The sequence below is a fragment of the Mesotoga sp. H07pep.5.4 genome, assembly GCF_003664935.1.
In the GTDB taxonomy this organism is placed as follows: domain Bacteria; phylum Thermotogota; class Thermotogae; order Petrotogales; family Kosmotogaceae; genus Mesotoga; species Mesotoga prima.
Genome location: NZ_JFHM01000011.1, coordinates 16283 through 40888 on the forward strand (window position 1 = coordinate 16283; position 24606 = coordinate 40888).

Annotated in this window: 22 protein-coding genes and 1 pseudogene; 14 read left to right on the top strand and 9 right to left on the bottom strand. The window is 44.9% G+C overall.

Annotated features, from left to right (window positions below; translation table 11 throughout):
* Positions 1-94 precede the first annotated feature (94 nt).
* The 11 genes from Y696_RS07140 to Y696_RS07190 all read left to right on the top strand — a co-directional run bounded on the left by Y696_RS07140 (position 95) and on the right by Y696_RS07190 (position 9792).
* A complete protein-coding gene (locus Y696_RS07140; RefSeq protein WP_014731007.1) occupies positions 95-1324 on the top strand; it encodes a PLP-dependent aminotransferase family protein in 1230 nt (409 codons plus the stop codon).
* Between the two features lie 12 nt (positions 1325-1336).
* Positions 1337-2392 (top strand): butyrate kinase, encoded by a 1056-nt coding sequence (gene buk, locus Y696_RS07145; RefSeq protein ID WP_121510086.1) that lies wholly within the window; start codon positions 1337-1339, stop codon positions 2390-2392.
* Complete coding sequence (locus Y696_RS07150; RefSeq protein WP_121510087.1) at positions 2389-3288, top strand: bifunctional enoyl-CoA hydratase/phosphate acetyltransferase; 900 nt, start codon at positions 2389-2391, stop codon at positions 3286-3288. Before buk (Y696_RS07145) ends, Y696_RS07150 begins: the two co-directional genes overlap by 4 nt.
* The gene (buk, locus tag Y696_RS07155) at positions 3288-4373 is read left to right on the top strand and encodes a butyrate kinase (RefSeq protein WP_121510088.1); all 1086 of its coding nucleotides are present in this window, start codon (positions 3288-3290) and stop codon (positions 4371-4373) included. Before Y696_RS07150 ends, buk (Y696_RS07155) begins: the two co-directional genes overlap by 1 nt.
* Positions 4370-5041 (top strand): cobalamin biosynthesis protein CobQ, encoded by a 672-nt coding sequence (locus Y696_RS07160; RefSeq protein ID WP_121510089.1) that lies wholly within the window; start codon positions 4370-4372, stop codon positions 5039-5041. The genes buk (Y696_RS07155) and Y696_RS07160 overlap by 4 nt, the downstream gene beginning before the upstream one ends.
* On the top strand, positions 5038-5262 hold the full coding sequence (locus Y696_RS07165) for a ferredoxin family protein (protein ID WP_121510090.1): 225 nt from the start codon (positions 5038-5040) through the stop codon (positions 5260-5262). Before Y696_RS07160 ends, Y696_RS07165 begins: the two co-directional genes overlap by 4 nt.
* Before the next feature lie 10 nt (positions 5263-5272).
* The gene (locus Y696_RS07170) at positions 5273-6331 is read left to right on the top strand and encodes a 3-methyl-2-oxobutanoate dehydrogenase subunit VorB (RefSeq protein ID WP_121510091.1); all 1059 of its coding nucleotides are present in this window, start codon (positions 5273-5275) and stop codon (positions 6329-6331) included.
* A gap of 9 nt (positions 6332-6340) precedes the next feature.
* Positions 6341-7093, top strand: coding sequence for a thiamine pyrophosphate-dependent enzyme (locus Y696_RS07175; protein ID WP_014731014.1), 753 nt, complete (start codon positions 6341-6343; stop codon positions 7091-7093).
* The gene (locus Y696_RS07180) at positions 7090-7629 is read left to right on the top strand and encodes a 2-oxoacid:acceptor oxidoreductase family protein (protein ID WP_014731015.1); all 540 of its coding nucleotides are present in this window, start codon (positions 7090-7092) and stop codon (positions 7627-7629) included. Before Y696_RS07175 ends, Y696_RS07180 begins: the two co-directional genes overlap by 4 nt.
* 134 nt (positions 7630-7763) lie before the next feature.
* On the top strand, positions 7764-8558 hold the full coding sequence (gene zupT / locus Y696_RS07185; RefSeq protein ID WP_121510092.1) for a zinc transporter ZupT: 795 nt from the start codon (positions 7764-7766) through the stop codon (positions 8556-8558).
* 136 nt (positions 8559-8694) lie between these two features.
* The gene (locus Y696_RS07190; RefSeq protein WP_121510093.1) at positions 8695-9792 is read left to right on the top strand and encodes a helix-turn-helix transcriptional regulator; all 1098 of its coding nucleotides are present in this window, start codon (positions 8695-8697) and stop codon (positions 9790-9792) included.
* Here Y696_RS07190 and Y696_RS07195 read toward each other — a convergent pair.
* From Y696_RS07195 to Y696_RS07205, 3 genes are all read right to left on the bottom strand, one after another.
* Entirely contained in the window at positions 9789-10268 is a 480-nt protein-coding gene (locus tag Y696_RS07195; protein ID WP_121510094.1) for a hypothetical protein, read from the bottom strand. The genes Y696_RS07190 and Y696_RS07195 overlap by 4 nt on opposite strands.
* The gene (locus tag Y696_RS07200) at positions 10265-11224 is read right to left on the bottom strand and encodes a hypothetical protein (protein WP_121510095.1); all 960 of its coding nucleotides are present in this window, start codon (positions 11222-11224) and stop codon (positions 10265-10267) included. Before Y696_RS07200 ends, Y696_RS07195 begins: the two co-directional genes overlap by 4 nt.
* 141 nt (positions 11225-11365) lie before the next feature.
* The gene (locus Y696_RS07205) at positions 11366-12415 is read right to left on the bottom strand and encodes an acyltransferase family protein (protein ID WP_121510096.1); all 1050 of its coding nucleotides are present in this window, start codon (positions 12413-12415) and stop codon (positions 11366-11368) included.
* Between the two features lie 344 nt (positions 12416-12759).
* Between Y696_RS07205 and Y696_RS07210 the strand changes: the two genes are divergently transcribed.
* Together Y696_RS07210 and Y696_RS07215 are read left to right on the top strand one after the other, a co-directional pair.
* Positions 12760-14874: a hypothetical protein gene (locus tag Y696_RS07210; RefSeq protein WP_121510097.1), complete on the top strand. Its 2115-nt coding sequence runs from the start codon at positions 12760-12762 to the stop codon at positions 14872-14874.
* Between the two features lie 19 nt (positions 14875-14893).
* Complete coding sequence (locus tag Y696_RS07215) at positions 14894-15919, top strand: alpha/beta hydrolase (protein WP_121510098.1); 1026 nt, start codon at positions 14894-14896, stop codon at positions 15917-15919.
* Here Y696_RS07215 and hcp read toward each other — a convergent pair.
* Together hcp and Y696_RS07225 are read right to left on the bottom strand one after the other, a co-directional pair.
* Positions 15879-17535 (bottom strand): annotated as a pseudogene (gene hcp, locus Y696_RS14485) (hydroxylamine reductase). The gene Y696_RS07215 and the pseudogene hcp sit on opposite strands and share 41 nt — an antisense overlap.
* Before the next feature lie 82 nt (positions 17536-17617).
* A complete protein-coding gene (locus tag Y696_RS07225) occupies positions 17618-18397 on the bottom strand; it encodes a hypothetical protein (protein ID WP_006486818.1) in 780 nt (259 codons plus the stop codon).
* Positions 18398-18560: 163 nt separating this feature from the next.
* On the opposite strand from Y696_RS07225, the gene Y696_RS07230 reads away from it, so the two are divergent.
* On the top strand, positions 18561-19070 hold the full coding sequence (locus tag Y696_RS07230; RefSeq protein WP_259459877.1) for a winged helix-turn-helix domain-containing protein: 510 nt from the start codon (positions 18561-18563) through the stop codon (positions 19068-19070).
* Positions 19071-19151: 81 nt separating this feature from the next.
* On the opposite strand, the gene Y696_RS07235 is transcribed toward Y696_RS07230, so the two are convergent.
* From Y696_RS07235 to xylB, 4 genes are all read right to left on the bottom strand, one after another.
* On the bottom strand, positions 19152-20402 hold the full coding sequence (locus tag Y696_RS07235; RefSeq protein ID WP_121510099.1) for a hypothetical protein: 1251 nt from the start codon (positions 20400-20402) through the stop codon (positions 19152-19154).
* A 107-nt stretch (positions 20403-20509) separates the two neighbouring features.
* Positions 20510-21139 carry a YkgJ family cysteine cluster protein gene (locus tag Y696_RS07240; protein WP_259459878.1) on the bottom strand — a complete coding sequence of 210 codons (630 nt, stop codon included), beginning with the start codon at positions 21137-21139 and terminating at the stop codon, positions 20510-20512.
* A gap of 642 nt (positions 21140-21781) precedes the next feature.
* Positions 21782-23104 (bottom strand): xylose isomerase, encoded by a 1323-nt coding sequence (gene xylA, locus Y696_RS07245; protein WP_183084194.1) that lies wholly within the window; start codon positions 23102-23104, stop codon positions 21782-21784.
* A gap of 14 nt (positions 23105-23118) precedes the next feature.
* Entirely contained in the window at positions 23119-24594 is a 1476-nt protein-coding gene (gene xylB / locus Y696_RS07250) for a xylulokinase (RefSeq protein WP_121510101.1), read from the bottom strand.
* Between the last annotated feature and the right edge of the window lie 12 nt (positions 24595-24606).

Genomic DNA, 24606 nt, shown 5'->3' on the forward strand with positions numbered 1-24606 from the left:
TAATATACTTTCAATGAGAGTTTCCACGAGAAGCCGTCAGTTGGCATGTTGTTGCTCGCAATTTAGTAACGAATATAGATAGGGGGTGTACTCGGTGACCGAAAAATTCTCGAAAATCGCACTCAGGATGAAATCCAACGTCATTAGGGAGCTTCTAAAGGTTACTTCAAAACCAGGTATGATTTCTTTTGGAGGAGGCGTACCTGATCCTGACACATTTCCACGTTTTGAAATGGCTGAAATATCTAAAGAGATTCTAGAAAACGAATACAAGCTCACTCTTCAGTACGGATCAACAGAGGGGGACCCAATACTCAGGGAAGAGTATATATCTTTACTAAAGAGAGAGAGTGGAATAGAAGGAATCGACGTTGACAACCTGCTCGTTACAGTGGGCTCTCAAAGTGCGCTCGATCTGATTAGCAAGATCTTACTGGATGAAGATAGCATATATTTCGTCTCTAAGCCTGTTTACCTGGGGGCGGCCAGCGCCTTTTCTCTCAGATCAGATCGCCATGTCTACATGTCATTGCGCGAAGACGGTGCAGATATTGATGAAGTTGAACAAAACCTCCAGGAGATAGAGAACAGAGGTGAACTCAACAAGGTTAAGTTTATCTACACCATTTCGAATTTCCACAATCCAGCTGGAGTAACGATGAGTCTTGAAAAGAGAAAGAGACTTGTCGAAATTGCAAATAAGTACGATGTTCTCATAGTTGAGGATGATCCTTACGGTGACTTGCGGTATGAGGGCAAACCAATCGATCCGATCTTCAAGATCGGGGGTCAGGAAAGGGTATTGCTGCTGAAGACATTCAGCAAGATACTGTCACCCGGACTAAGACTTGGCATTGTGGTTGGTAATAAGACTATTGTGAAGAAAATGGTAACTGCAAAGCAGGCTACTGATCTCTGTACTCCGAGTCTCACACAGCGAATAGCTGCGAGATATCTTCAGAGATATGACTTGCTCTCCCAAATAGAACCTACGATAGCCCTTTATAGAGAGAAAAAGGACCTAATGCTTGCTGAGCTGGAAAGAAGCTTTGGGAGTATGGAAGGGTTCCACTGGACCAAACCGGAAGGTGGTCTATTCATATGGTTCACTCTGCCCGAGGGATTCGATACGGCAGAAATGCTTGAAAGAGGAAAGGCAGCAAACATACTCTTTGTCCCGGGAGAGGCCTTCTCGTTGGACAACACATGCAATAATTCGATGCGATTGTCCTTCTGTCTTCCTCCCAGAGAAGATATTATAGAAGGGGTAAGAAGGCTGAAGAAGATCGTTGTGGAGTACGGCAAAGAGAAGAATCTTCTCTAAAGGAGTGGAAAGATGAAGATCCTTGCTATAAACCCCGGCTCAACTTCAACAAAGGTAGCTGTTTTCAATGACGAAGAGGAGATTGTTAGAGGTTCGATTCAGCACTTCTCGTCTCGGAATGATCGAAGTCAAGACATTCAAGATAGAGCAGAGGAAATCCTATCCTTCCTAAATGAAAGCAGTATTTCTTTCGATTTTGACGCCATTGCCTGTAGAGGAGGCATATTGCCACCTATGGAAAGCGGTACATATCTTGTAGACGATAAGATGGTAGATTTTCTCCTTCATCGCTCGGCAATTGATCACCCATCGAATCTTGCGGCTCCCATAGGTTTAAGGCTCTCTGAAGGGAAGATTCCCGTGTTTATAACAGATCCAATCTCCGTCGACGAGTTGTGCGAAGAGGCTCGTTTGTCAGGCCTTCCTCAACTTCCAAGAGTCTCTAGACTTCATGCGCTTAACATGAAAGCTGCCGCGAGACAAATAGCCTTTGATCTTGGAAGAGATGTCCAAAATCTCAATCTGGTAATCGCTCATTTGGGCGGAGGTATCTCTGTTGGCCTGCAGTTGAGAGGGAAGATGGTGGATGTCAACAACGCAACCGATGAGGGACCTTTCAGCCCAAACAGAACTGGGGAGCTTCCAGTAGGTGATGTAGTGGAAAAATGCTTCTCGGGAGAATACTCGGAAAGGGAGCTTCTCAACAGATACTTAAAATTTGGCGGACTTCTCGCCTATCTTGGAACCGACGATCTAAGAAAGGCGCTGAAATTTGCAAAAGAAGATGACGACGCAGCTCTAGTTGTAGACGCAATGGCTTATCAGATCGGGAAAGAGATCGGAGGAATGGTTGCTGTAGCTGGTGGTTCGATCGACGCAATTGTTTTGACCGGTGGGATGGCATACAATACTGAATTCGTCCAAAAGATTAAAGAATACATTGGGAAGTTCGCGCTGGTAGTCATAGAACCTGGCGAAAACGAGCTTCTTTCTCTTGCTCTAGGAGCAAAGAGAGTACTGGAAGGAACTGAAAAGGCAAGAACTTTTGATCCGGAGGTGGCAATGTGATTCCACATCTCTCACAACTCATAGATCAAGCTAAGAATAACCCAAAGACAGTTGCCATTGCAGCAGCTGAGGACTCAATAGTTCTGGCCGCGGCTAAAGAGGCTGCAGAGCATGGCATTGCATCGTTCATTCTATTTGGTCAAAAAAAGAAAATCGAGGAAATAAACAATGAGCTTGGCTTTTCTGAAGGCTTTACAATAGTCCACTGTTCCACAAAAATCGAATCAATTGAAAAGGCAGTAAAGGCCGTTTCCTTAAAAGATGCAGAGATTCTTATGAAGGGCAATGTCAAGACCGGGGAACTTCTAGGCATCTATTTGAAAGATGAGTTTGGTCTCAAGACCGGAAGAACAATGAATCTAGTAACTGTTTTCGAGATAAAGAGATACCACAAGCTGCTACTTGTAACAGATGCAGGAATGGTTATCGCTCCTGATCTCAATCAAAAAGCCGATTCAATAATCAACTCGGTTTCTGTTGCGCGAGCGCTGGAAAACGAAAGACCGAAGGTTGCAGTTCTCGCGGCAATAGAGACTGTCAACCCAAAAATGCCCGCAACTACTGAGGCCGCGATTCTTTCACAGATGGCAAGGAGGGGGCAGCTTGGATCTGTCGATGTTGATGGCCCTTTTGCTCTAGACAACGCTATCTCACGTGAAGCTGCAGAGCACAAGGGGATTTCCAGTTCAGTGGCGGGCGATGCAGATATCTTGATAATGCCCGACATCGAAGCAGGTAATATCTTCTATAAAGCCATGGCATTTCTTTCTGAATGTCAGTTAGCAAGCGCTGTAGTCGGGGGGAAAGCTCCGATAATACTCACTTCGCGTGCAGATTCAGCGGAAACAAAGTTGTACTCGATAGCTCTAAATGTCCTTCTTGCGGGAGTGATATGATGTCGGTTGTCTTGGTTATCAACCCCGGCTCGACTTCAACGAAATTGGCTCTATTCAGAGATTCAGAGATGATTGGTGAGCATACGATTAGACACTCGCCTGACGAACTGAGTAAATTTCCTTCATTATACGAGCAGCGTGCATTCAGAAAGGCTTTAATTGTAAGGTTCTTGGAATCAGTGAAACACCCGCTCTCGGAAATCGATGCAATCATCGGGAGAGGTGGGATGCTCCGCCCTCTCGAAGGTGGTACATACGCGGTAAACGAAGAAATGATAGAAGACCTTAGATTGGCAAAATACGGTGAACATGCTTCTAATCTTGGAGCAATACTGGCAAACGAGCTTTCACTCGAAAGCGGAAAGGGAATCCCGGCTTACATAGCCGATCCGGTTGTAGTAGATGAAATGGAACCTGTCGCGAAATTTTCGGGACATCCGGACTATACGAGGAGATCGATATTTCACGCTTTGAATCAGAAAGCAGTTGCAAGGGAAGTAGCATCGAGGTATGGAAAGAAGTATGAAGAGATGAATTTCGTTGTAGTTCATATGGGCGGCGGGATTTCCATCGGTGCTCACAGAAGGGGAAGGGTGGTCGATGTAAACAACGCTCTAAATGGAGACGGGCCGTTCAGCCCGGAAAGAGCGGGGACTCTCCCTCTCACTGGTTTGATAAAGCTATGTTTCTCTAATGAATATACCAAGGATGAAATCAGAAAATTAATAAAGGGAAAAGGCGGCCTCATGGCTTATACGGGGACCAGTGACTGTCAGAAAGTTCAGCAAGCAATACTAGACGGAGATCGGGAATCTGAACTAGCTTATAAGGCAATGGCATACCAGATTGTTAAGTGGGTAGGAAGAATGGCAGCAGCACTATCCGGCGAAGTGGATGCGATAATAATAACCGGCGGAATAGCTTATGATAGTAGACTTATGGTTCCGTGGTTGACAGAGAAACTGAGCTTTATCGCACCCATAAACGTTGTTCCAGGTGGAAACGAAGAGCTATCTCTTGCCGTCGCGTGTTTGAGAGTACTTGAAGGAAGCGAGAAAGCAAAACAATACAGGGGGAAATCGTGAACTTCACTAAAAAGATCCTTATCTTCATGGGGATGTTTGGAAGCGGAAAGACGGAAATTGCGCTTAACGTATCCAGGCTACTCACAAAAAAGGGAGAACGGGTCGCGCTTGCAGACATTGATACTGTAAGCCCATACTATAGATCTCGCGATATGAGAGACTCGTTTGAACAGCTCGGAATAAAGATCATCGCTCCAAAAGGAAAATTGGCAAACGCGGATTTGCCAATAATTCCTCCGGAGATTTTCGGCTATGTAGAGAACCCAGAGTTCAGGGTTGTCCTTGACGTTGGAGGAAGTGATGACGGTGCCGTCGTCCTATCCTCACTGAGCTCAAGGCTTCCGTATGACAACTGTGAAACATTTTACGTGTTAAATCGTTTTAGGCCATTCAATGACACCGTAGAGAACGCCGCTTCTCACTTTTTCAGACTTCAAGAAAAGTCGAGGATGAAAATCAACTACCTTGTGAACAACACCAACATTGGTCCTGAAACGACCTCAGAGACGATCGACAAGGGTGAGGAGTTCGTGAAACAACTGTCCGAAAAAGTTTCTGTTCCTGTAGCTTTCACGGTTGTCATGAATGGCTTGAATAGAGAACCGCGCTTGTTTGAGCAGCTTGAAATTAAGAAATATATGTTGAATCCATGGGAGGTAGAACAATGAACAAAAACTTCGTGAAGATTGACGAAGAGCGTTGCAAAGGCTGCGGCCTATGCATCAACTTCTGCCCGAAGAAAGTACTGAGCTTTTCGGACAAATTCAACAGCAAAGGATATCGTCCTGCTCAGCTGCATGATCTCGAAAACTGTATCGGATGCGGATTCTGTTATATGATGTGTCCAGATGCAGCAATAACCGTCTTCAAAGAAACGGCCGAGGTATAGGGGGGAGATTATGGCTGAAAGGATTATGGTAAAAGGGAATGAGGCAATGGCTGAAGCTGCAATAAGAGCCGGTTGTAGATTGTATTTTGGCTATCCCATTACCCCACAGTCGGAATTTACAGAATACATGGCGAGAAGGATGCCAGAAGTCGATGGCGTCTTCCTTCAATCCGAGAGTGAAGTTGCTGCAGTAAATATGGTCTACGGCGCCGCATGTACGGGTCACAGGGTTATGACATCCACATCCAGTCCGGGTTTTAGTTTGATGCAAGAAGGTGTTTCTTACATTGCCGGGGCGAAGTTGCCGGCTGTCTTTGTAAATGTTGTCAGAGGTGGCCCTGGACTTGGTGATATCCAGCCTGCCCAGAGCGATTACTTCCAGTCCACCAAAGGCGGAGGTCACGGCGATTACCACTTGATTGTTCTAGCGCCGGGGAGTATTCAGGAAGCTGTTGATCTCATGGAAACTGCTTTCAGACTAGCGGACAATTACAGAGTCCCGGTTATGATGCTTGCCGACGGAATGCTTGGTCAGATGATGGAGCCAGTTGTCTTCCCAGAGTTTGTCAAGCTCGAGGAAATCAACGATCATTCAAGCTGGGCGTTAAGAGGAGCTGATGGAAGAGAACCTCATAAAGTTACTTCTTTCGATATCGATCCCGTTAGACTTGAAGAGATGAATACTGAAACACACAAGGTCTACGAAAAGATTAGATCAAAAGAAATCCGTTTCGAGACTCATGACCTTGAAGATGCCGATTATATTCTTGTTGGATATGGAACTATGGGAAGGATTCTTGGAAGCGTTATTAAGACGGCAAGAAAACAGGGCATAAAAGTTGGGCTTTTCAGACCGGTCTCTCTTTGGCCCTTTCCATATGATGAGCTGAAAAAGGCCGCAAGGGGAAAGAAGTTCTGCACAGTTGTAGAGATGTCAACGGGTCAAATGGTAGAGGATGTTCGTCTTTCAGTTGAGGGAAGCTTACCAGTGCATTTCTACGGAAGAACTGGCGGAATGGTCCCGACACCTGACGAAGTCTTCAGGGAACTCGTCAGACTTATAGGATGAGGTGATTATATGGAAAAAGCGACATACAAGAAACCCAAATCGCTTGCTGAGAAGGAATTTTCCTATTGCCCAGGATGTCACCACGGCATTATTCATAGACTCGTAGCGGAAGTCATCGATGAACTGGATATTCAGGGAAAGACTCTTATGGTTGCTCCAGTTGGATGTTCAGTTTTCGCGTACGAGTTCTTCGATATTGACGGTACGGTTGCCCCCCACGGAAGAGCTCCGGCAGTTGCAACTGGAATGAAACGGGCAATGCCGGAGAAAATGGTCTTCACTTACCAGGGCGACGGAGATCTCGCCGCAATTGGAACGGCTGAGATCATTCACGCCGCAAACAGAGGTGAAAAGATCACAACGATCTTCGTTAACAATGCGATATATGGAATGACGGGAGGTCAGATGGCCCCTACTTCCCTCCTTGGAATGAAGACGACAACTTCACCGTACGGAAGAAAAGCTGAGACTGAAGGTTTCCCAATTCATGTCTCGGAGTTGCTAAAAGAGACCGCAGGAATAGTCTATCTCGAAAGAGTTTCCGTAAGCTCGCCTCAAGAAGTAATTAAGGCGAAGGCTGCAATAAAGAAGGCGTTCATTGCGCAGAAGAAGGGCCTGGGATTCTCGTTGGTCGAAGTTCTATCGACCTGTCCCACAAATTGGGGGCTTGACCCGATAGAGTCCATCAAATGGCTAAACGAAAACATGAAAAAAGAATACCCAGAAGGTGTATTTGTCGACAAGGTCGGTGATATTAGATGAGTGAACATCTTCTGATAGCAGCGGGATTTGGCGGACAGGGAGTTATGTTGATCGGACAGATTCTGGCAACGGCTGGGATGTTCGACAACAAGCACACAACCTGGCTACCCTCATACGGCCCCGAGATGCGTGGAGGGACGGCCAACTGTACCGTAGTTGTAAGTGATGAACCTATCGCCTCTCCGATAACAAACACGCCAAATGAATTGATTATTATGAATATTCCCTCTCTCATAAAGTTTGAGAAAGAGATCCAGTCTGATGGACTGATGGTGATAAACACGTCGGTTGTTGACAGAGATACGATTAGAGATGACATCTCCATAATAAAAGTAGATGCTAACGCTATCGCTGAGAAGTTGGGCAATCTAAAAGTAGCCAATATGGTTGTTCTTGGAGCATATCTCCAAAAGACGGGCGCAGTTACTCTTGAAGGTGTAAAAAAAGCGCTAGAAGAGAAACTTACCGGAAGTAAAGCTGCTCTTGTAAACCTGAACATTAAGGCAATTGAAGAAGGGATGAAATCAGTAAGCTGAACTCGTATAATGGGGCGTACCTTCGGGTACGTCCTTGTTACGCTGATATGCTCGCTCACGTGATTCAAATACTTAAAGCGCTGGTTCCCAAATTGGATGTATAATCTTGGCAAGGTATTCTATGGAGGACTGAAATGGAACTTGAAAATTTCTGGACAGCGCTTTTTCTAACTTCTTTTGCGGGCCTTTCCACTGGAATCGGTAGTATTCTTGCAATTTTCACAAAGAAAACCAATACGAAATTTCTTTCAGTTTCACTAGGCTTCTCGGCCGGGATAATGATATACGTATCGTTCGTGGAGATCTTTGTCAAGAGTGGTGAATCTCTCCAGAAGGCTCTGGGAGATGGCATAAGCAACTGGGTCAATGTGATTGCTTTTTTCGGAGGCATAGGTGTTATTGCTCTGATCGACTTTCTCGTGCCTAAGGCAGAGAATCCTCACGAAATGAGAGACGTCGACGAAATGGAAGCAAGCAGTAAGACTCTCTTGAGAATGGGCGTCTTCGTTGCCATCGCAATTGCCATTCATAATTTTCCAGAGGGGCTAGCAACATTTCTAGCTGCCTTAGAGGAGCCTTCTCTTGGAATTCCGATAGCGTTTGCCATAGCTATTCACAACATTCCAGAGGGTATAGCTGTAGCTGTTCCGATATACCATGCAACGGGTAGCAGAAAGAAAGCCTTCTTGTATTCGTTTCTCTCCGGTCTTGCAGAACCTGCAGGCGCTTTGATCGGCTTCTCTTTGATTAACATTCTGTTCAACGAGATCGCGTTTGGTGTTGTATTTGCCGGTGTCGCGGGAATCATGGTTTACATTTCTCTTGATGAGCTTTTGCCTTCGGCAGAGAAGTATGGAAAACACCATCTGTCGATCTCGGGATTGATAGCGGGGATGGGTCTTATGGCAATAAGCTTGCTACTACTGTAAATTGCCAATCATTTAACTACATCTGCCTATTCTATGTGAAACTGCTTGACGCGGTTTTTTGATCGCTCTGTGATTCGCTCGGTTCAATAAGTGTTACAATAATATGCGAAATTCCCAAGCTTTGGAGGTGCTTCGTTTGAACTGGTTAAACAAAGTGGAAGTTCGGTCAAGCACGGCCTGCGACCTTCTTCACGGTATGTTCAGATTGAACAACAACGACAGATTCCTCGAGCTCTTCGCTTCTCCGCAGTTCAAGGAAAAGTTTGAACCTTACAGGAACATACAGACCTGGGTAACAGAAACAAGGGAATTATTGACCTCCGATATTGTAGAAAAACTGAAGGAGTTTTTCGACTGGGAAACATTTCTTGGAATGTGCCTTCTTCCAGATATTACCCATTCAAATCTCGAGAGTGCCAGTCAGTTGATCGAATTTGTTCAAGAGATGCCTGAAAGAGTTCTTTTAATTCACTTCATCTATTCGGGTTATGGACCTCGAATGGGCACTATCGATATGGATGCTTTCGACAAAATTATGAAGAATGATAGAGATATGCTTCTCTTCGTATCTAACGATATCTCATTTTCGACCGAAAGGAAGGCTATCCTATTTGAAATGTTGTCTCACCCTGAAAGAACAAAGGAGGATCTACTTTACTTACTGGAGTGGTTCTACGAAAACGTGTTCTCGACAATAGAACCTAGAATAGCAAAGATTCATTCAAAAGCGGTCAATGAAATCGAAAGGGAAATTAGTGATTCAGGTGAGAAATTTCTTAGGGCAATCATAAAAAACATCGACTACACTCGTAATGAAGTACTTGAGAGGACCGTTATCTGTCCCAGTTATTTCTCGGAATTCCTTATTTCAAACGCCAGTACCCCTTTTGTAAAAGAAGATATGTACACCATCGGCTTTCGCTTCAAAGAAGTAATGGCAATTCCTAAAGAGGCCCTGGAAATAACAGCGGAAACCTTCGATGCCCTTGCACACGAAAAGAGACTGGCGATAATAAGATACCTCTCGGCGGGACGATCTTCTGGGAACGAGTTGGCGAGAGCGCTTAACCTTTCCAACTATGAGGTGGGGGAACATATAGGTATCCTTCGCGAAGCCGGTATGGTGTTAGCCGAAAAAGCGAACCAGGTAACGTATTTCACACTCGACAAAGCAATCGTGAGGCAAGAAATCTCTAGGGCACTTGAAGATCTTCTTGAATCGAGCAAAGACTAATGATCTTCGTTCAGCTTACGATGCATTATCTCTATCTCGAGCAAGCGGAGCTTCCTGAATGACTTTTCATCTTTTTGGTTCTTGAGAAGCTGTAGAGCAACCTTGGCACCGATCGATGCAAGACTTCCCAGAGTCTTCCCCGTTGTATACCATTGTTTCAACGGAGTCTCTTTGAGAATTATTTCAACCGGTGTCACCGATTCCCCCTTCATTACAACACTATGTGGCCTAAAGCTCTTCTGCTGCCTATCGAGCTTTTTCTCGAGGTTATCGCACATCTTCTTTATGCTGCTCAGTGAAACCAGACTCTCAACCGAATAGTCAGACACAATCCTCGTTTTTAGAGAAAAATCATATAATTCGAGAGCATCTCTAATATCTGCTTTTTCTTCAGCTGCTTCTCTTCTTTCATTTTGAAAGCTGGAATGAAGTTGAATGCCCCGATTCTTAAGTTGAATACGTTTCTCATCGCTCATACTTCTAACGCATCCTTTTCCGTTTCTGTCATGATTCTTGTAACTTCGAACTTCAGATCTTCGTCTATGAGAGAAAAGATATAACCATAAACATAATTAAAATACTGCATGGTAGGGCCATCAAAATACGAAGTGTTGAGAGATCCAATTCTCTCTTTAAGAATCACGGGAAGAGAACTCCCACTTTTGGACAGCTCCTTTTCGTTTTCGGAGAATTCATCAATAAGCTTTTTCAATCTCTCTATAGCCTTCCTATTATACCTGGCGTATCTTGCGCTTCTAAGAGATTCGACTTTTTCTTCAGCCATCCTGTAGAACCCGTTCTTTACTTCCCGATACCTCTCATTCTGACCTTCATCTAGAATAGATAAGTCGAGCCCGGTCTCCAGTCTTGCCGCATTGTTCATTTCATCCCTTATAGCCATTTCATCATTTGAAGCCCTAATTCCTTCCAAAACACTTTCAAGCTCTTTCAGAATCTCCTCATTGCGCTCGTACCGCTTACGCTCAAGCTCCATATCCCTTTCCTTTCTCAGAGAGTAGAACTCCTGCTGAGCTTGAACAAGCCTCTTTGAATACTCAGTGACAACTCCTATGGAATTTGTGCTAGAAGCAGCCCCAAACTCCTTCAATAGTCTTTCCCCTCGAAGAAAGACTTCCTCCACTTCCTTCTCGCTCTTAGCATCTCTTAGATCGGAAAACACTTTGTCCATCGCAAGCTTGAAGAACTCCAGATTCTCCGGAAACTTGCTTGTCGCAGCACCGAGGACAAGCCTGCTTTCGAAGTCCTGATTGCGGTGCTGTAGTTCCTTCAGGCGACGCAGATAATCCTCAGGACCCGGCTCCTTTCGAAACTTGATTGCATAGGGACCTAGAAAGATACCTCCCTCTCTCAATATCAACCTGTATGCAACATAGCCAAGCAAAATCGCCACGACTATCAGCAGAAAAAGCATAGGAATCCCTCCTGTAACATACCTTCAAATAGGATAATACCATTTTTCGATTGTAAGCGGGTCAAACAAGTACTGACAACCACCGACGCTTTTTATGAATACGAGCTGCAACAGTAGGGACACTCGGGAAAAGCCGTCCGATCATTTACCGTGTGTAAGCCTTTCGGGATTTCTTTGCCATTTTGCGAGGAAACTGCCTGAAAGGGCCGTTATCACTGGCTCTGGAATATATCTTATCATGAGATAAAGAACACCCATGTTGATAATCCAGTAAGCAAACCAGAATCTTTCCATGATCTCTATTGGGTCGCCAATCAGATCGAAGAGAGGATAAACGAGAAACCCCGCTGCGATGTGGTAGCCAAGAACAAAAAGCGTTCTCCTGCCAAATAGCGACAGAACATTCCTCACAGCCTTGCTTTTCTGCAGAATCTGAGAGAGTCCGGAAACGGCGATTATTCCAATAATAGCAGCAATGACGTAGAGGAATGGCAAAGTGCCGAAATAGTCCTCCATCAGGTAAACTTCATTACAAAAGGCAGAAGTAACTACATAAAGGCTACAGGCTAATGCGGTGAAAAGAAATGAAAGCCTTTTTGAAAAAAGATCGCGGGATCTCACAAACTTACCCAACGCAAAATAAGGAAGGACGGCCAGCGCTACATCGAGTTTGAATGGAAGCGATCCATAAAAAAAGTACATGGAAACAAAACCTATGGTAATCCCAACAATCAGTATTCTAAGCCTTCTCAGAAGCGAGTAGTATATTTCCATGACAAAGACGGCGGGGAGAAACCATAGAGGAATTATGTTCAAAGGAATAATGCCAACCGCCGTCCTAACAGTTAAGATGTTTGCTATCACAGACCCCAAAGTGAAATTCATCTCTTGCCTCGGCACTATTGCTCTTGCTATAAGCCAAATAGCGGTATTTGCTAAAGCCATGGTGTAGTACGGAATCATGAGCTGTTTGAATCTCTTTGATATACTATCTTTCAGCGGTATATCTCTAGATATAAGCCCAGAAAGGAAAAAGAAGGTGCATGCTGCAGGGTTTATGAGATTAGCAGCGATCTGCGGAGGGAGCGTATGGTACATAACGACCAGCGCCATCAAAAAGCCTCTGGCAACATCTATCCAGACAACTCTTTCATCGCTAGAAGTGAGGCCCTCCATCCGACGTCTCGACAAGAATAAACACCCCGCACAAAATCTCATAGACAGTATAACACAGGCGATATAGATTCATTCAAGCTATTTGTCTTTAGATGCGTGGCACCGTTAACGGAAGCCAATCAGTGGCTATCATTTCCCGAAATATCCCCTATTTTCCTTGATATTGGAGAGAAACAAAAGAAAGGTTAACTGACCCGGTTACAACAATTCCAAAGTCATACAATGCTGAATTATCACGCCGCCATTGATATACTTATCTATATAAGGAATTCGCGGAGTTGAAACTTAGTAAAGCAATACGAACAGTTCTCGAAATAAAAATCCACGAGTTAGCGGCCATCTGGCAGGAGGTGTGATATATGAAAAAGATCATTCTGATGACGGTAGTGGTTATTTCATGTATAACATTCGCTCAACAATTCGACGAGTTGTTCAACAACCTTTTGTTGAAGAGCGAAGACTTCGTATCTTTTTCAGGAGCGGGTTTCGATGCTCGTTTCGTTCCAACTTATGCTGCTACCGATTCCGAAATTAGATTTTCGGATGGTCAAAATCTGTTGGGCATACTCGTTGTCAGGTCTACCAGAGTGATGGATATCGAAATCAACAACGTTGTAATAATCAACAGTGAAGACGACTCTAGAGCAGCTTTCAAAATCTATAAAGTGGAAGATCTCACCTCTCCCGTGGAACTACCGTTTTCTTTGCCTTCTGGAGGAGTTCTTGTACTCACATCAGAGACATCTCTGCAAGACTACTTCATGGACATAAGAATCCAGCAGATTCTGCTTCCCTGGAGAGTTAAGACATCTGAGCCCGACAGAGTAGTGGAGATGGCCCCAGTTACTTTGGTTGAGACCTCCTCAGAAGTCGATATTGGAGAAAGCGACAACTACGATTCCCTAACCGTTAGCATTTCCGATTTGAACGACAGGCTCGACTTCTTGCAGGACAATGTGGAGGGACTTAATCTTCAATTCAGGAGACTGAACACTCTCTTTCTTGACACGCAGGTTGCACTTGCCGAATACAAAGCTGCGGTTGATCAAGGCGCTTTTGACACCGAAGAGTTCGCGATGACTATAGAAAACAGATTGACCGCTCTTGAAGAAACCGTTGTTGATAATCCCATTACCAGGATCGAGTTTGAAGAACTAAGCGAATCGCTTGATCGCTTGTACTCATCATTAGCAGAATGGAGCGACGAGATTTCGAAAATCGAGACACTGGAAGCTTCTCAGACCGGCCTTCAGTTATCTATAGAGAATCTGGAGAACACGGTTAAGAGTCTGCGCGAGATCACACCTCAACAATCCGATTCCGAAGAGATTGTTTCGATCAACGATAAGATCGGCGAGATTACTGCGTCGTTATCAGCTGCTGAAAACGAACTGCAAGAAATGAAAAGTTTTATCGGGTTGCAGTCGGAAGAAATCAGCACAGTCAGGAATGAGCTTGGAGATGCACTTGACAGTCTGACAGCTCGCTTGAGCTCTGTGGAGCTCTCCGCGAAGACTAGCAGCGAAAACATCGGGACAAACAATGAGCTGCTCGCCGAAATAACTGCTGAAGTAGATGCACTGTCAGACTATGTGTCAGAGCTGGCGCTCTCTCATATGGAAAAGTTTAGCTCGCTATCCGAGGGTTTCTCAGACATTGAGAAGAGGGTAATCGCCGCAGAAACTTCACTGTCTGATTTTGAAGAGATCAAGGCCAGGCTTTCCGCTTCGGAATCTGCAACCCGCATTCTCTTTGACAGAATAAGTTCACTCGAGGAGTTCTATTCTTCAGCAGAAGATATTCTTCCAATGCTTGAGGAAAAAGTCGAAAATATTGAAACCAGTGTCTTTGGAACAGGCAAGATAAATATGGATGAACTTGAAACTGAGATACTCCAGCTCAGGGAAATTGCCGACAGTTTGTCACGGGGCTTTGTAAAATTCAACTCCGAGCTGATAGCCTTGAGAGAGTCTATTCCTCCGGAAGGTGTATCGATCGAGACTTTCGAGAATTCCAGAAATGAGTTATCCGACGCCATCACAAATATCACCGCAGACCTCTCCGAAATAAGGAGTTCAGTAGCTGAGTTGGAACTTTCACTAGGGGTTCTTGAAGACTCTCTTGTCGGAGTATCTGTGGGTCTTGACAGCATGAAGGGAAATTTCGACGGCTCCGTTGCAGCAATAGATAGCAACCTGAAGGCGATTCAAAAGATCGAGGATGACTTGCTGCTTACCCAAGAGGATCTTGCAAAGACCAGAGATCAGCTGTCAACTCTGACGAAAGAACTAGAAAAAACACTGGTCACCCGGGAGGAAATTATCACAATAACTGAAGAAGCAGTAAGACAATCTAGAGAAGCCACGGCGCAAGAGATCTCTTCACTGAGAAGAGCAAATAACATCTGGTTGACTGTGGCAGTAATTTCCTCTCTGGCAGCTATCGTGCTGGGAGTGGTAAATATGCTTCCTTAACGGGAAGGGTTTCGCGAGAATGAAACTGAAAAGAGAAATCCTTATTATTGCCACTTCTTGTGTCTTGCTATGCCCGACAAATTTCTCTGCTTATTCATTGTCGGAGATTGGAGAACTTGCAGAGCTTCTTAAGCAATTATTTCTGGCCTCAAGAACGGCCAGAGATTTCTCTCTTGAGAGTCTCAAAGTCGATACCGAAGAATTCCCTGCAGTTGACTTTGTGGTTAAAGAGGATGTCGTTTATTCGGAAGTTGATGGAGAGATACTCACAATGGATGTTTACTATCCTGCCAGAACTACTGCTCCAAGACCTGCAATACTGTATGTTCACGGAGGCGCCTGGATTACTGGAGACAAAAGGAGTGGACCCGGCGTAGTAGTTACCGGTGAGCTTATAAGAGCCGGATTCATCGTATTCTCCATCGACTACCGGCTCGCCCCCAAATGGAAGTTCCCATCGCAGGTCATTGACGTAAAAACGGCAATTCGATTTGTAAGAGAAAATTCCACCGAATTACTGATTGATCCTGAAGCAATCGGAAGCTTCGGAACAAGCGCCGGTGCACATCTTGTGACGCTTGCTGCATTGACGGCAAATACCGGCATGTTTTCTGAAGACAAATACTCAGGTCAGGATGAAAATCTTTTCTGTGTCGCTGATCTCTACGGACCCACCGATCTTGAAGCCCTATTCGAAGGTATTGAGAGAGAGGTAGCGGAGTTGATCTTTGGGAATGAAGAGGGAATACTTAGAAAGGCGAGTCCAATCAACTATGTAAATAAAGATTCCCCACCATTTCTGATAGTTCAGGGGGATAGCGATCTTGTCGTACCGGTCGATCAATCGAAACGCTTCTTCGAAGAGCTCACTGCTGCCGGATGCTATAGCAAACTGGTGGTGGTAGAAAACGCCGGGCACGGGTTGGTGCCCGACGGAGGAGAAATCAAACCTTCACTTATAGATGTCGCAAAAATAGTTGTCGGCTTCTTTCAAAGGCAAATGATTATCCAACAATCTCGGATAAATCTTCTTCTACGGTTCTAATAGGCTTTATATCGAAGTTTTCCACAAGAACTTTCAGAACATTCGGTGAAATGAAAGCTGGCAGTACCGGACCTAAACGAATCCCCTTTACTCCCATATATAGAAGCGCAAGGAGTACAGCTACCGCCTTTTGCTCGTACCAGGCAATATCATACTCGATTGGGAGATCATTTATATCCTCCAGACCGAAAGCCTCTTTAAGCTTCAAGGCAGTCACAACCAACGAGTATGAGTCGTTGCACTGCCCTGCGTCTACTACTCTGGGAATGCCTCCTATGTCGCCCAGATCTAGCATGTTATACCTGTATTTTGCACAACCCGCGGTTAATATTACCATGTCTTTAGGCAGCCTCTCGGCCAGGTCCGTGTAGTACTGTCTCTCCTTAGCATGTCCATCGCAACCGCCCATTACCACAAACTTCTTAATTGCACCTGTTTTCACTGCATCAATTATCTTATCGGAGACCTTTGACAGCTGATCGTGGGCCAGCCCAACAACGATTTTCTTGCCTGGTCTAGCTCCGATATCGCCTATTTCAAGAGCCTTTTCGATGATCGGCGTGAAATCCTTCTCTTTCCCGTCAACTCTGTTTGGGATGTGCGATACCTCCGGCCATCCGACAAGACCCGTAGCAAATATCTTGTCCTTATAAGATTCCCTCGGCCTCTGAATACAATTCGTGGTCATTAGAATGGGACCCTTGAATTCTTCGAATTCCTTCTGCTGATTGTACCAGGACGTTCCGAAATTGCCTCTGAGGTGAGCGAACTTTTTCAGTCCGGGATAACCATTCGCAGGAAGCATTTCACCATGAGTATATATTTATTCCCTTTCCCTCGGTCTGTTTCAGGAGCTTTTCTAGATCAAGAAGATCGTGCCCACTAACCAATATCCCCGGTCCTTCATACGTGCCGGTATAGACTGACGTGATTTCCGGATTTCCATAGCTGCCGGTGTTTGCTTCGTCCAGTAAAGCCATTGCCTTAACTGCATACTCGCCCGCTTTCAAAACTAGCGCAACGTAGTCTTCAGCTGTCAATGAGTCGTTAAGACAGGAAGCGAGCGCCTCCTGAAGAAAGTCTAGTATAGAATTGTCAGAGTGCTTTAGGATATAGGCGTGATCTGTGTATGCTGCAATTCCTTTTAGGCCGTAGGTGAGAAGCTCCCTCAACGAACGAATATCTTCATCCTGCGTATCAAGAACACCCACTTGAGCACCTTTGGCCTTATAAGACTCCACTCCACGTGATGACTCCCAAGTGCATGCTTCAGGCATCGGTTCGCTGAACTCCTTTCCTTTCTCTTTTCTGTAAGCCTCTTTGAAGATTCTTTCGATTCGTCTTCTTACATTGAGGGCCCTGTCAATCTTCTTACCCAGACTCTCGGGATCAAAATCCACATTTGTAATCGTTGTGAAGAGGCCTTCAGCAACATAAAGACCGGTTTCAGAATCTTTCACTCCCATTTCTTGCGCTTTGACGCCCCACAAGGAAATCCCTTTCAAAATCCATATCAGAAGATCCTGGAGATCGGCTACTTCCGGTTCCTTTCCGCAGATACCTTGGACAGTGCAGCCAGTACCCTTCATCGATTCAGAACACTGAAAACAAAACAATCTAATCCCTCCTTTACTGACAGTAATTATCTTACAGACGCCCAGAGGGAGAATCGGTAACATATGTTACACAGGAGATCGATCAATAATATGTGTACACCCTTGAGTAAATAAATTCTTCGGGAGCGCTTGAGCTATCCAGGAACTCAATTCTCCTAAGTTCCCGAACAGGGTTGCCTTGTTCGTCCGTGAGGAGTATATCGATTCGACTTCTGAACTCCGAAGCCTGTTCCCTGCCTTCCCTTCTAACCCTAACTACTGTCTTCTCGCCCACCAAATGTCCATTGGAATCATAAGTGAATGTGCTTTCCACTACTATGTTAACCTCCATATCTAGTTCAGAAACGTTTTCTCGAATGAGGGAATACCTCTCTGATTTTCTTCCGTTCTCATCGAAGAAGAGAGTATTCGTTGAAACGCCAGTTTCGGTTTCAACAGAAAAGATCAGAGTTCTTTCTTCGCTGTTAATCCAGTAGCGAGTTCTTTCGAGTTCAATACCTGAATCGTCAAAGGCCACGGCATCGTAGTGATCATCTTCATAGAGCACTTCAACCCTCTGGAAAACTGTACCGTCTCGGTTGATGAAGTCCTTTCTTCTCAGTCTGCCGGAGTCGTCATAGAAGTATTCTATCTTCACTTCTTCAGTCTCCCTCGAGATTAGAAAACCCTTTTCATTAAAGGTCAGCGTCTCCGGATCGGAAATCAATAGTTCTGCTCCTAACTTTGCTATCTCTATCTGTACAGTATGTACCTTTCCAGAAAAACCAAACTGTAAAGCAGACAGATCTTCCTCCATAAAAACGGCAAAAAGCGAGCTTAGAAGCACAAAGAAAGACAGTGCAATCACGAATACTTTTCTCATACTCTCGCCTCACTCACTCGAAAATAGAATCTAAGACAATCATAACAAATACTGATCTAGCCGGAATGAAAAAACCGGCAGTGCCTGCAAAGTTTCTATTAAATGTCAATTCTTCTGATATACTGAGAGTGATGATGAACAAGCTTCTCACGGGGTGATCACTGTGACTTTCAAAGAACTGTCTGAGCGAAGTGGTATTAGGTACGAAACGGTACGAAACTATGTGAAAGTCTTAATAGAAGAAGGTCTTATCGACGAAGTAAGCGAAGAAGTTGTCGAGATCGTCAAGAAGATGCCTGACTACACTTCTCAAGGGCTCACAGTAGTCGAAGCCGCACACAGAGCGGTTAGTGGCGAGCAAAAAGATAGCCGCACATCTACCGAGACTCTGAAGCTTAAAGAGAGAATTGCATGTCTTGAAGAAGAAAACAAATTGCTGAAGGCTGAACTTGACAAAGAAAGAGCTGCGACAAAACAGCTTGAAGAGAAAATTCAATCTATTGAAGGCGGTCAGACTAGTTCATCTGGAATAGCAGTTTACAGGGAAGAGGCAAAGACTGCCGCAGAAGCACTCAAAACTGCAATAAAATCCGCTGGAAGCGGGTTTGTTCAGTTCCTTCAGTGGCTATTTGGCGCAGAAGCCGAAAAAGTTGAAGAGAAATCAGAAAAGTAGCGCATTATATTATCGTTGTGAAACAAATTCAGGAGACGCTTAGAATGTCTCCTGAATATTGTGGGTAATACTCTCTATAAACTAGAAATCAAGCGTCGCTAGAATCCCGGTGTACCACTCTGCCCACATAACCGCCTCTTCGTAGTCTGCCAATCCCAGAAGGACAAAGTATTCTCCGGGACCAAAGAACTCAGCATCATGTGATTCAGAATAGAGGGCCATCCAGCAAAGCTGTCCCGAAAAGTCGAGAGCATAGACGTTCACTACGGACTCGCGATCCACATAACCAGTATAACTATCCACCAGCTCATAGTCACCGAAACTACCTAGGTACTGATAGACGTATTGATTTAGCACGTCGCTTGTGGAAGCTGACTCTTCCGACTCACCAACGAAGATCTTGCCTACGACTGTGCCCTGAAATCCCAGATCGGCCACTTCAAAGTAGTCTGCCAGATAGAAGGCCACGGAAAACTCCGGTGGCATCATGAACGCGAAGTAATCACCTTCAACTTCTATCCAGTCGTCGATATATATATCGAGGTCTTCTTCGCTCAGCAACGATTCAACCATCCTGACGAAAATATCTGTGTGCTCCTCTTTCTCAGAAGGCAATGCAATGACTTCTTCTTCCTCTTCAGGTTCTTCTTCAGCCGAGATAAGGCTCCCCACGATTCCGGCAATTATCTCCTTAGCTTTGTCAAGCTCGCTTCCTGAATAATGAAGGGGCTCAAAAACACACATTGTAACTGCACCGGGCTCAGTTGTATCTGCCTCTTCCGATGGAGAGTAAACAACTACGAATGGATAATCGACTTCCGGTCTGATTTTGAGAGAAACAAGGTAAGCAATCCGTCCGTCATGCAGTTCAACAGTCTCCTCGTAGCTACTCTCAGTTGTTGCACCTTCACCATAGAGAGAACCTACAACGGCGCTAATCAGCTCTGACCGGACGTAAGACTCGAGCTGATACAAGAAAAGCCTCCCAAAAAGCAGCCCTTCATTGTCGAAGATCTGCACATCGTAGTTTAGACCGATCTTCTCCTGAAAGATTGAGAAATCCTGGGGAATCATTATCTTCGTAGACCCTATCATCTCCACTTTCCAGGAGGGATCGTCGGGAGACTTCCATCCTTCTCTGAAGGAAACAAGCAGAGGATCAATGGTTCTCAGAGAAAGGGTATTCAGCTCCTCACTATCGGGCACAATTTCTTCCGTTTCCGACGCATCAACAGTCTCAGTTGGTTCTGGAGTCAGGGTTCTCAGTCCGAGCTGCCCAAAAAGTCCGACAGCAAACATTACAGTCAGTGCGATGAGCAAGAGTTTCTTCATTATTACACCTCCTGATTCTTCTAGTCTCGGATTTCGAGACTGGTTCAGAAGAATTGTACTACCAGGAGAAGCTTTATGATACTTTTGTCGAGTGACTCTCCGGAAATTCAGGCCGTCCTGTCAAACCCTTTCGAAGAGTAGTCGAATCTCATTCCTACATACTCAAGCGCCTTTCTCAAGGCCGAGTTTATTGAATAAGTTCTCGAGCCCATGTGAGGATCAATTCCCTGTACCCGTTTTAAATAATCTGAGAAGACTGGAATCTCAAGCCCTGAAGAAAGTTTCTCGATGAATCTTTCAACAGAAAGCGGATAGCCCGTTTTTACGTATTTGCAGATCACCGGGGCCACCCGACCCAGCCTATCGATTACTCCTGAGAAGCCAAAGAGCCTGCAAATTAGTGGCCTAAAAGCATATTCGGTGCAACCACCTTCATTTCTAATCTCTCCAGAACCTTCGAAGAGAATGCAGCGATCACTGTCAGAAACGTCTTCTAGCCTTCTAAGTAAGTCGTCTGCTCTACCCTCGTTCCAAAGTCTCAGCGAAAGAGGAAGAAACTCTGTAATTGTCACCTGAATGGAGTCACCGGATGTCTTACAACACTCTCTACATGAAGGCAGGCATCTTAAACCAGTCTCTATCTGAATATCTCTAATTGTTCTACAGGCATCGTCGTAAATTTCTAGAACCTCAGAAGCCTTTTGATACAGATCATCAAACGATAAACTGCTTATCAAAGGTATTACCTCCCGCAAACACACTGAGAAGATCATCTCACCTTGCAGTGAACGAATCAATTCGTCGAAAGTAAATTCTCCATGGATATACCGCGATCGAGAGGTGAATTTATTCCGTGAGAAAGAAGCAAACTTGTTGACATTTTGATTGTAATTTCCTTTGTTGTTCACAGATTTTGAAATCCACAATTCAGTGAACTATGGACCTTAACTAACAACCGAAGACTTCGTCTTTTTCGGCAGTTAGTTTCGAAGGCATTTCAAAGACTGTTGACAGAACTCCAAGAAGAAGTACGTATAATCATGATCTCTAAAGAGAGAGTAGAAAGCCGCTCAGTATACGATTGTTTTGTCTCGATAACAAAGGAATCGATCTCAAGAATCACTGGTTGACATACAGATAATGAAGTCCAAATCTAACTCAAAGGGAGGTGTTCTTAATCTCCTTCATCTCGACTTCGAGTAGATTTTATTTTGATGCATTAACTCTCTCTTGAGTAGATTTAATTATGATGCATTACGGGAATAATCGATCTGAAAGAATGAAAATAACGTTCAAGCAATGCATATAGATTTCTCAGTGCTTCAAAAAGAAGCGAGCAACCAATTATGATTGCTCGCCTTACTCTCAGAGGGTAAAGATTACTTTCCCGCCGAAATTATCGCCCAGTTCACCAGCCTTTCAAGATACTCCTGATTTGAAGGTTCTGGAAGAGGGTTCTTCTTGTCGATTATGTATTCTTCAAGCGACCTGAAGTCTGCTATGCCTTCGGTGATCTCCTTGCCTACACCCGATTGATAACTACTGTATCTGTCTTTCAAGAGACTTTCCAGGGTACCTTCATCGATTAGTTTGGCTGCCGCCTTCAATCCCAGAGCAAATGTGTCCATGCCGGCAATGTGTCCGATAAATAGATCCCGCTCATCATAAGAACCTCTTCTTACCTTTGCATCGAAATTCAAGCCTCCAGGATTTAATCCTCCGTTCTTGATTATCTCGTACATCCCAAGGGTCGTCGAATAGAGATCGGTTGGAAATTGATCTGTATCCCACCCCAGAAGAGGGTCACCTTGATTGGCATCAACACTTCCAAGCAAATCGTTGATTCTTGCAAACCTTAGTTCATGCTGGAAGGTATGACCTGCGAGGGTCGCATGGTTTGCTTCAACATTGAACTTAAAATTCTCTTCTAGACCGAATTTTCTTAAGAAGGCCAGTGCATTCGCAACATCAAAATCATATTGATGCTTGGTCGGTTCCATAGGCTTGGGCTCTATTAGGAACTGCCCAGAAAAACCTATCTCTTTAGCGTAATCTGCTGCCATGTGAAAGAATCTTGCAAGATTTTCCAGTTCTAGACGCATATCAGTGTTGAGTAGAGTCTCGTATCCTTCCCTTCCACCCCAGAAGACGTAGTTCTTCCCACCAAGTTCCTTGGTAACCTCGATTGCCTTTTTCACCTGGGCAGCAGCGTACGCAAAGACGTCCGCATCACATGATGTCGCCGCTCCATGCATAAACCTTGGACTCGAGAAGAGATTTGCCGTTCCCCATAGTATACCGACATTACTCGTCCTCAAATGATCGGAAATATGTCTCACAATTTCGTCTAGATTCTTGTTTGTCTCTCTGAGAGTCTCTCCTTCAGGAGCTATGTCTCGATCGTGGAAACAGAAGAAGTCGATACTCAGCTTCTCACAGAGTTCGAAGACGGCATCAACTTTCAACTTTGCTAGAGCAATGGGATCCTTGATGGAATCCCAGCTTCTTCTCATTGTGGGCTTCCCAAACATATCAAGTCCATCACCCTGAAAGGTGTGCCAGAAGGCAACCGCGAATCGAAGATACTCTTTCATGGTCTTCCCCATGAACTCTTCTTCTGGATTGTAGAAGCTGAAGGCCATTGGATCTTTGTTATCCGGGCCCTTATACTGGATCTTTTCTATCTTGTCGAAGACACTCATTCCCCTTCCTCCTTTCATTTCGTGATACTTTCCTGCACCTTGCTTATCTTCTTGTAGCTGTCTCTTATTTTTGGATACAACTCTTTGTAAATTGAGAAAACATTGTCATAAACCGCCCTGAAATCCCCGTTCGGTCTGAATTCTTTCTTCATCCTTATCCATGATGAAGTGCCTATGCCAAGAGCTTCTGCAGCCAAGCGAGCCGAACCGTAAGCTGCCCCTTCATCTACTTCCGGGAGCCAAATCGTCTTGCCGAGATTGTCGGCAACGATCTGACACCACGTTTCGCTCCTTGAACCGCCTCCAACAATTCTGACGTTATTCATCTCTGATCCGAGACTCTCGATCAGCTCTGCCCCTTCTCTGAGAGCAAAGCCCACTCCTTCATATATGCTCCGGAATACATCGCCCCTGCTGTGAAAAGAGGAAAAGCCGAAAAGCGTTCCTCTTGCGCTGGGATCACGATGAGGCGTTCGCTCACCATTCAAGTACGGCAAGAAAACCACTCCATTTGATCCTGGGGGCGTCTGTTTAACCATCTCTTCAAGTGATTCAAAAGAAAGGTCGTTTCCAAATCTATCTTTAAACCAGTTTAGCGAATTCGTCGCTGAGAGAATTACCGCCATATGGTAGAAATCCCTACCCGTGACATGTCTAAAAAGATGAATTCCGCCAGATCTATCTGGTATCCCCTGTTTAGTCAAGGCTACCACTGTACCGGAGGTCCCGATGCTTATCATTGCGTCTCCCGTCTTCTCGACACCGCAACCATAAGCCGACGAAGCATTATCTGCTCCTCCGTTAACTACCGGAATGCCTTCTAGCTCCGAAAGGGAGGGCGAACTTACTGTCCCCACGATCGTACCTGACCCGATCAATTCGGGATATGAACGAGGATCAATACCGATTATTTCTGGAATTCTCTCATCGAATTCCCCTTCAATATCCAACATGGAAGTTCCTGAAGCATCGGAGAAGTCAGTTACAACACGTCCCGTCAATTTCATTACGACGTAGTCTTTCGGAAGCATCCATTTCTTGATCTTCTTGAACCTCTCAGGCTCACTCTCTGCCAACCAGAGGATTTTGGGAAGCGTGAATCCTGTCAGTACTGGATTTCCGAAACTTCCTATTACTTTTTCTTCTCCTCCCAACAAGTCCGTAACTTTTGCACACTGGCTTTCAGTTCTCTGATCGCACCAAAGGATCGCCGGATAGACAACCTTCCCTTCTGCATCAACGGCAACCAGGGAATGCATTTGACCGCTGACTGAAATTGCCGATGGCAGTCGACCTCCCTTTGCAACTAGATCTCTCAAAACAACGCAAACTGCGTCCCACCAAATCTCTGGATGCTGCTGTGCCCAACCGGGCTTCGGGGTTTCCATAGGAATAGGTTTCGAAGAAGAAGTCAAGATTTTTCCGCTCTTATCAACCGAGATTCCTTTAACAGAATTTGTTCCTACGTCTATACCGAAAAACGTACCCATGACAAATCTCCT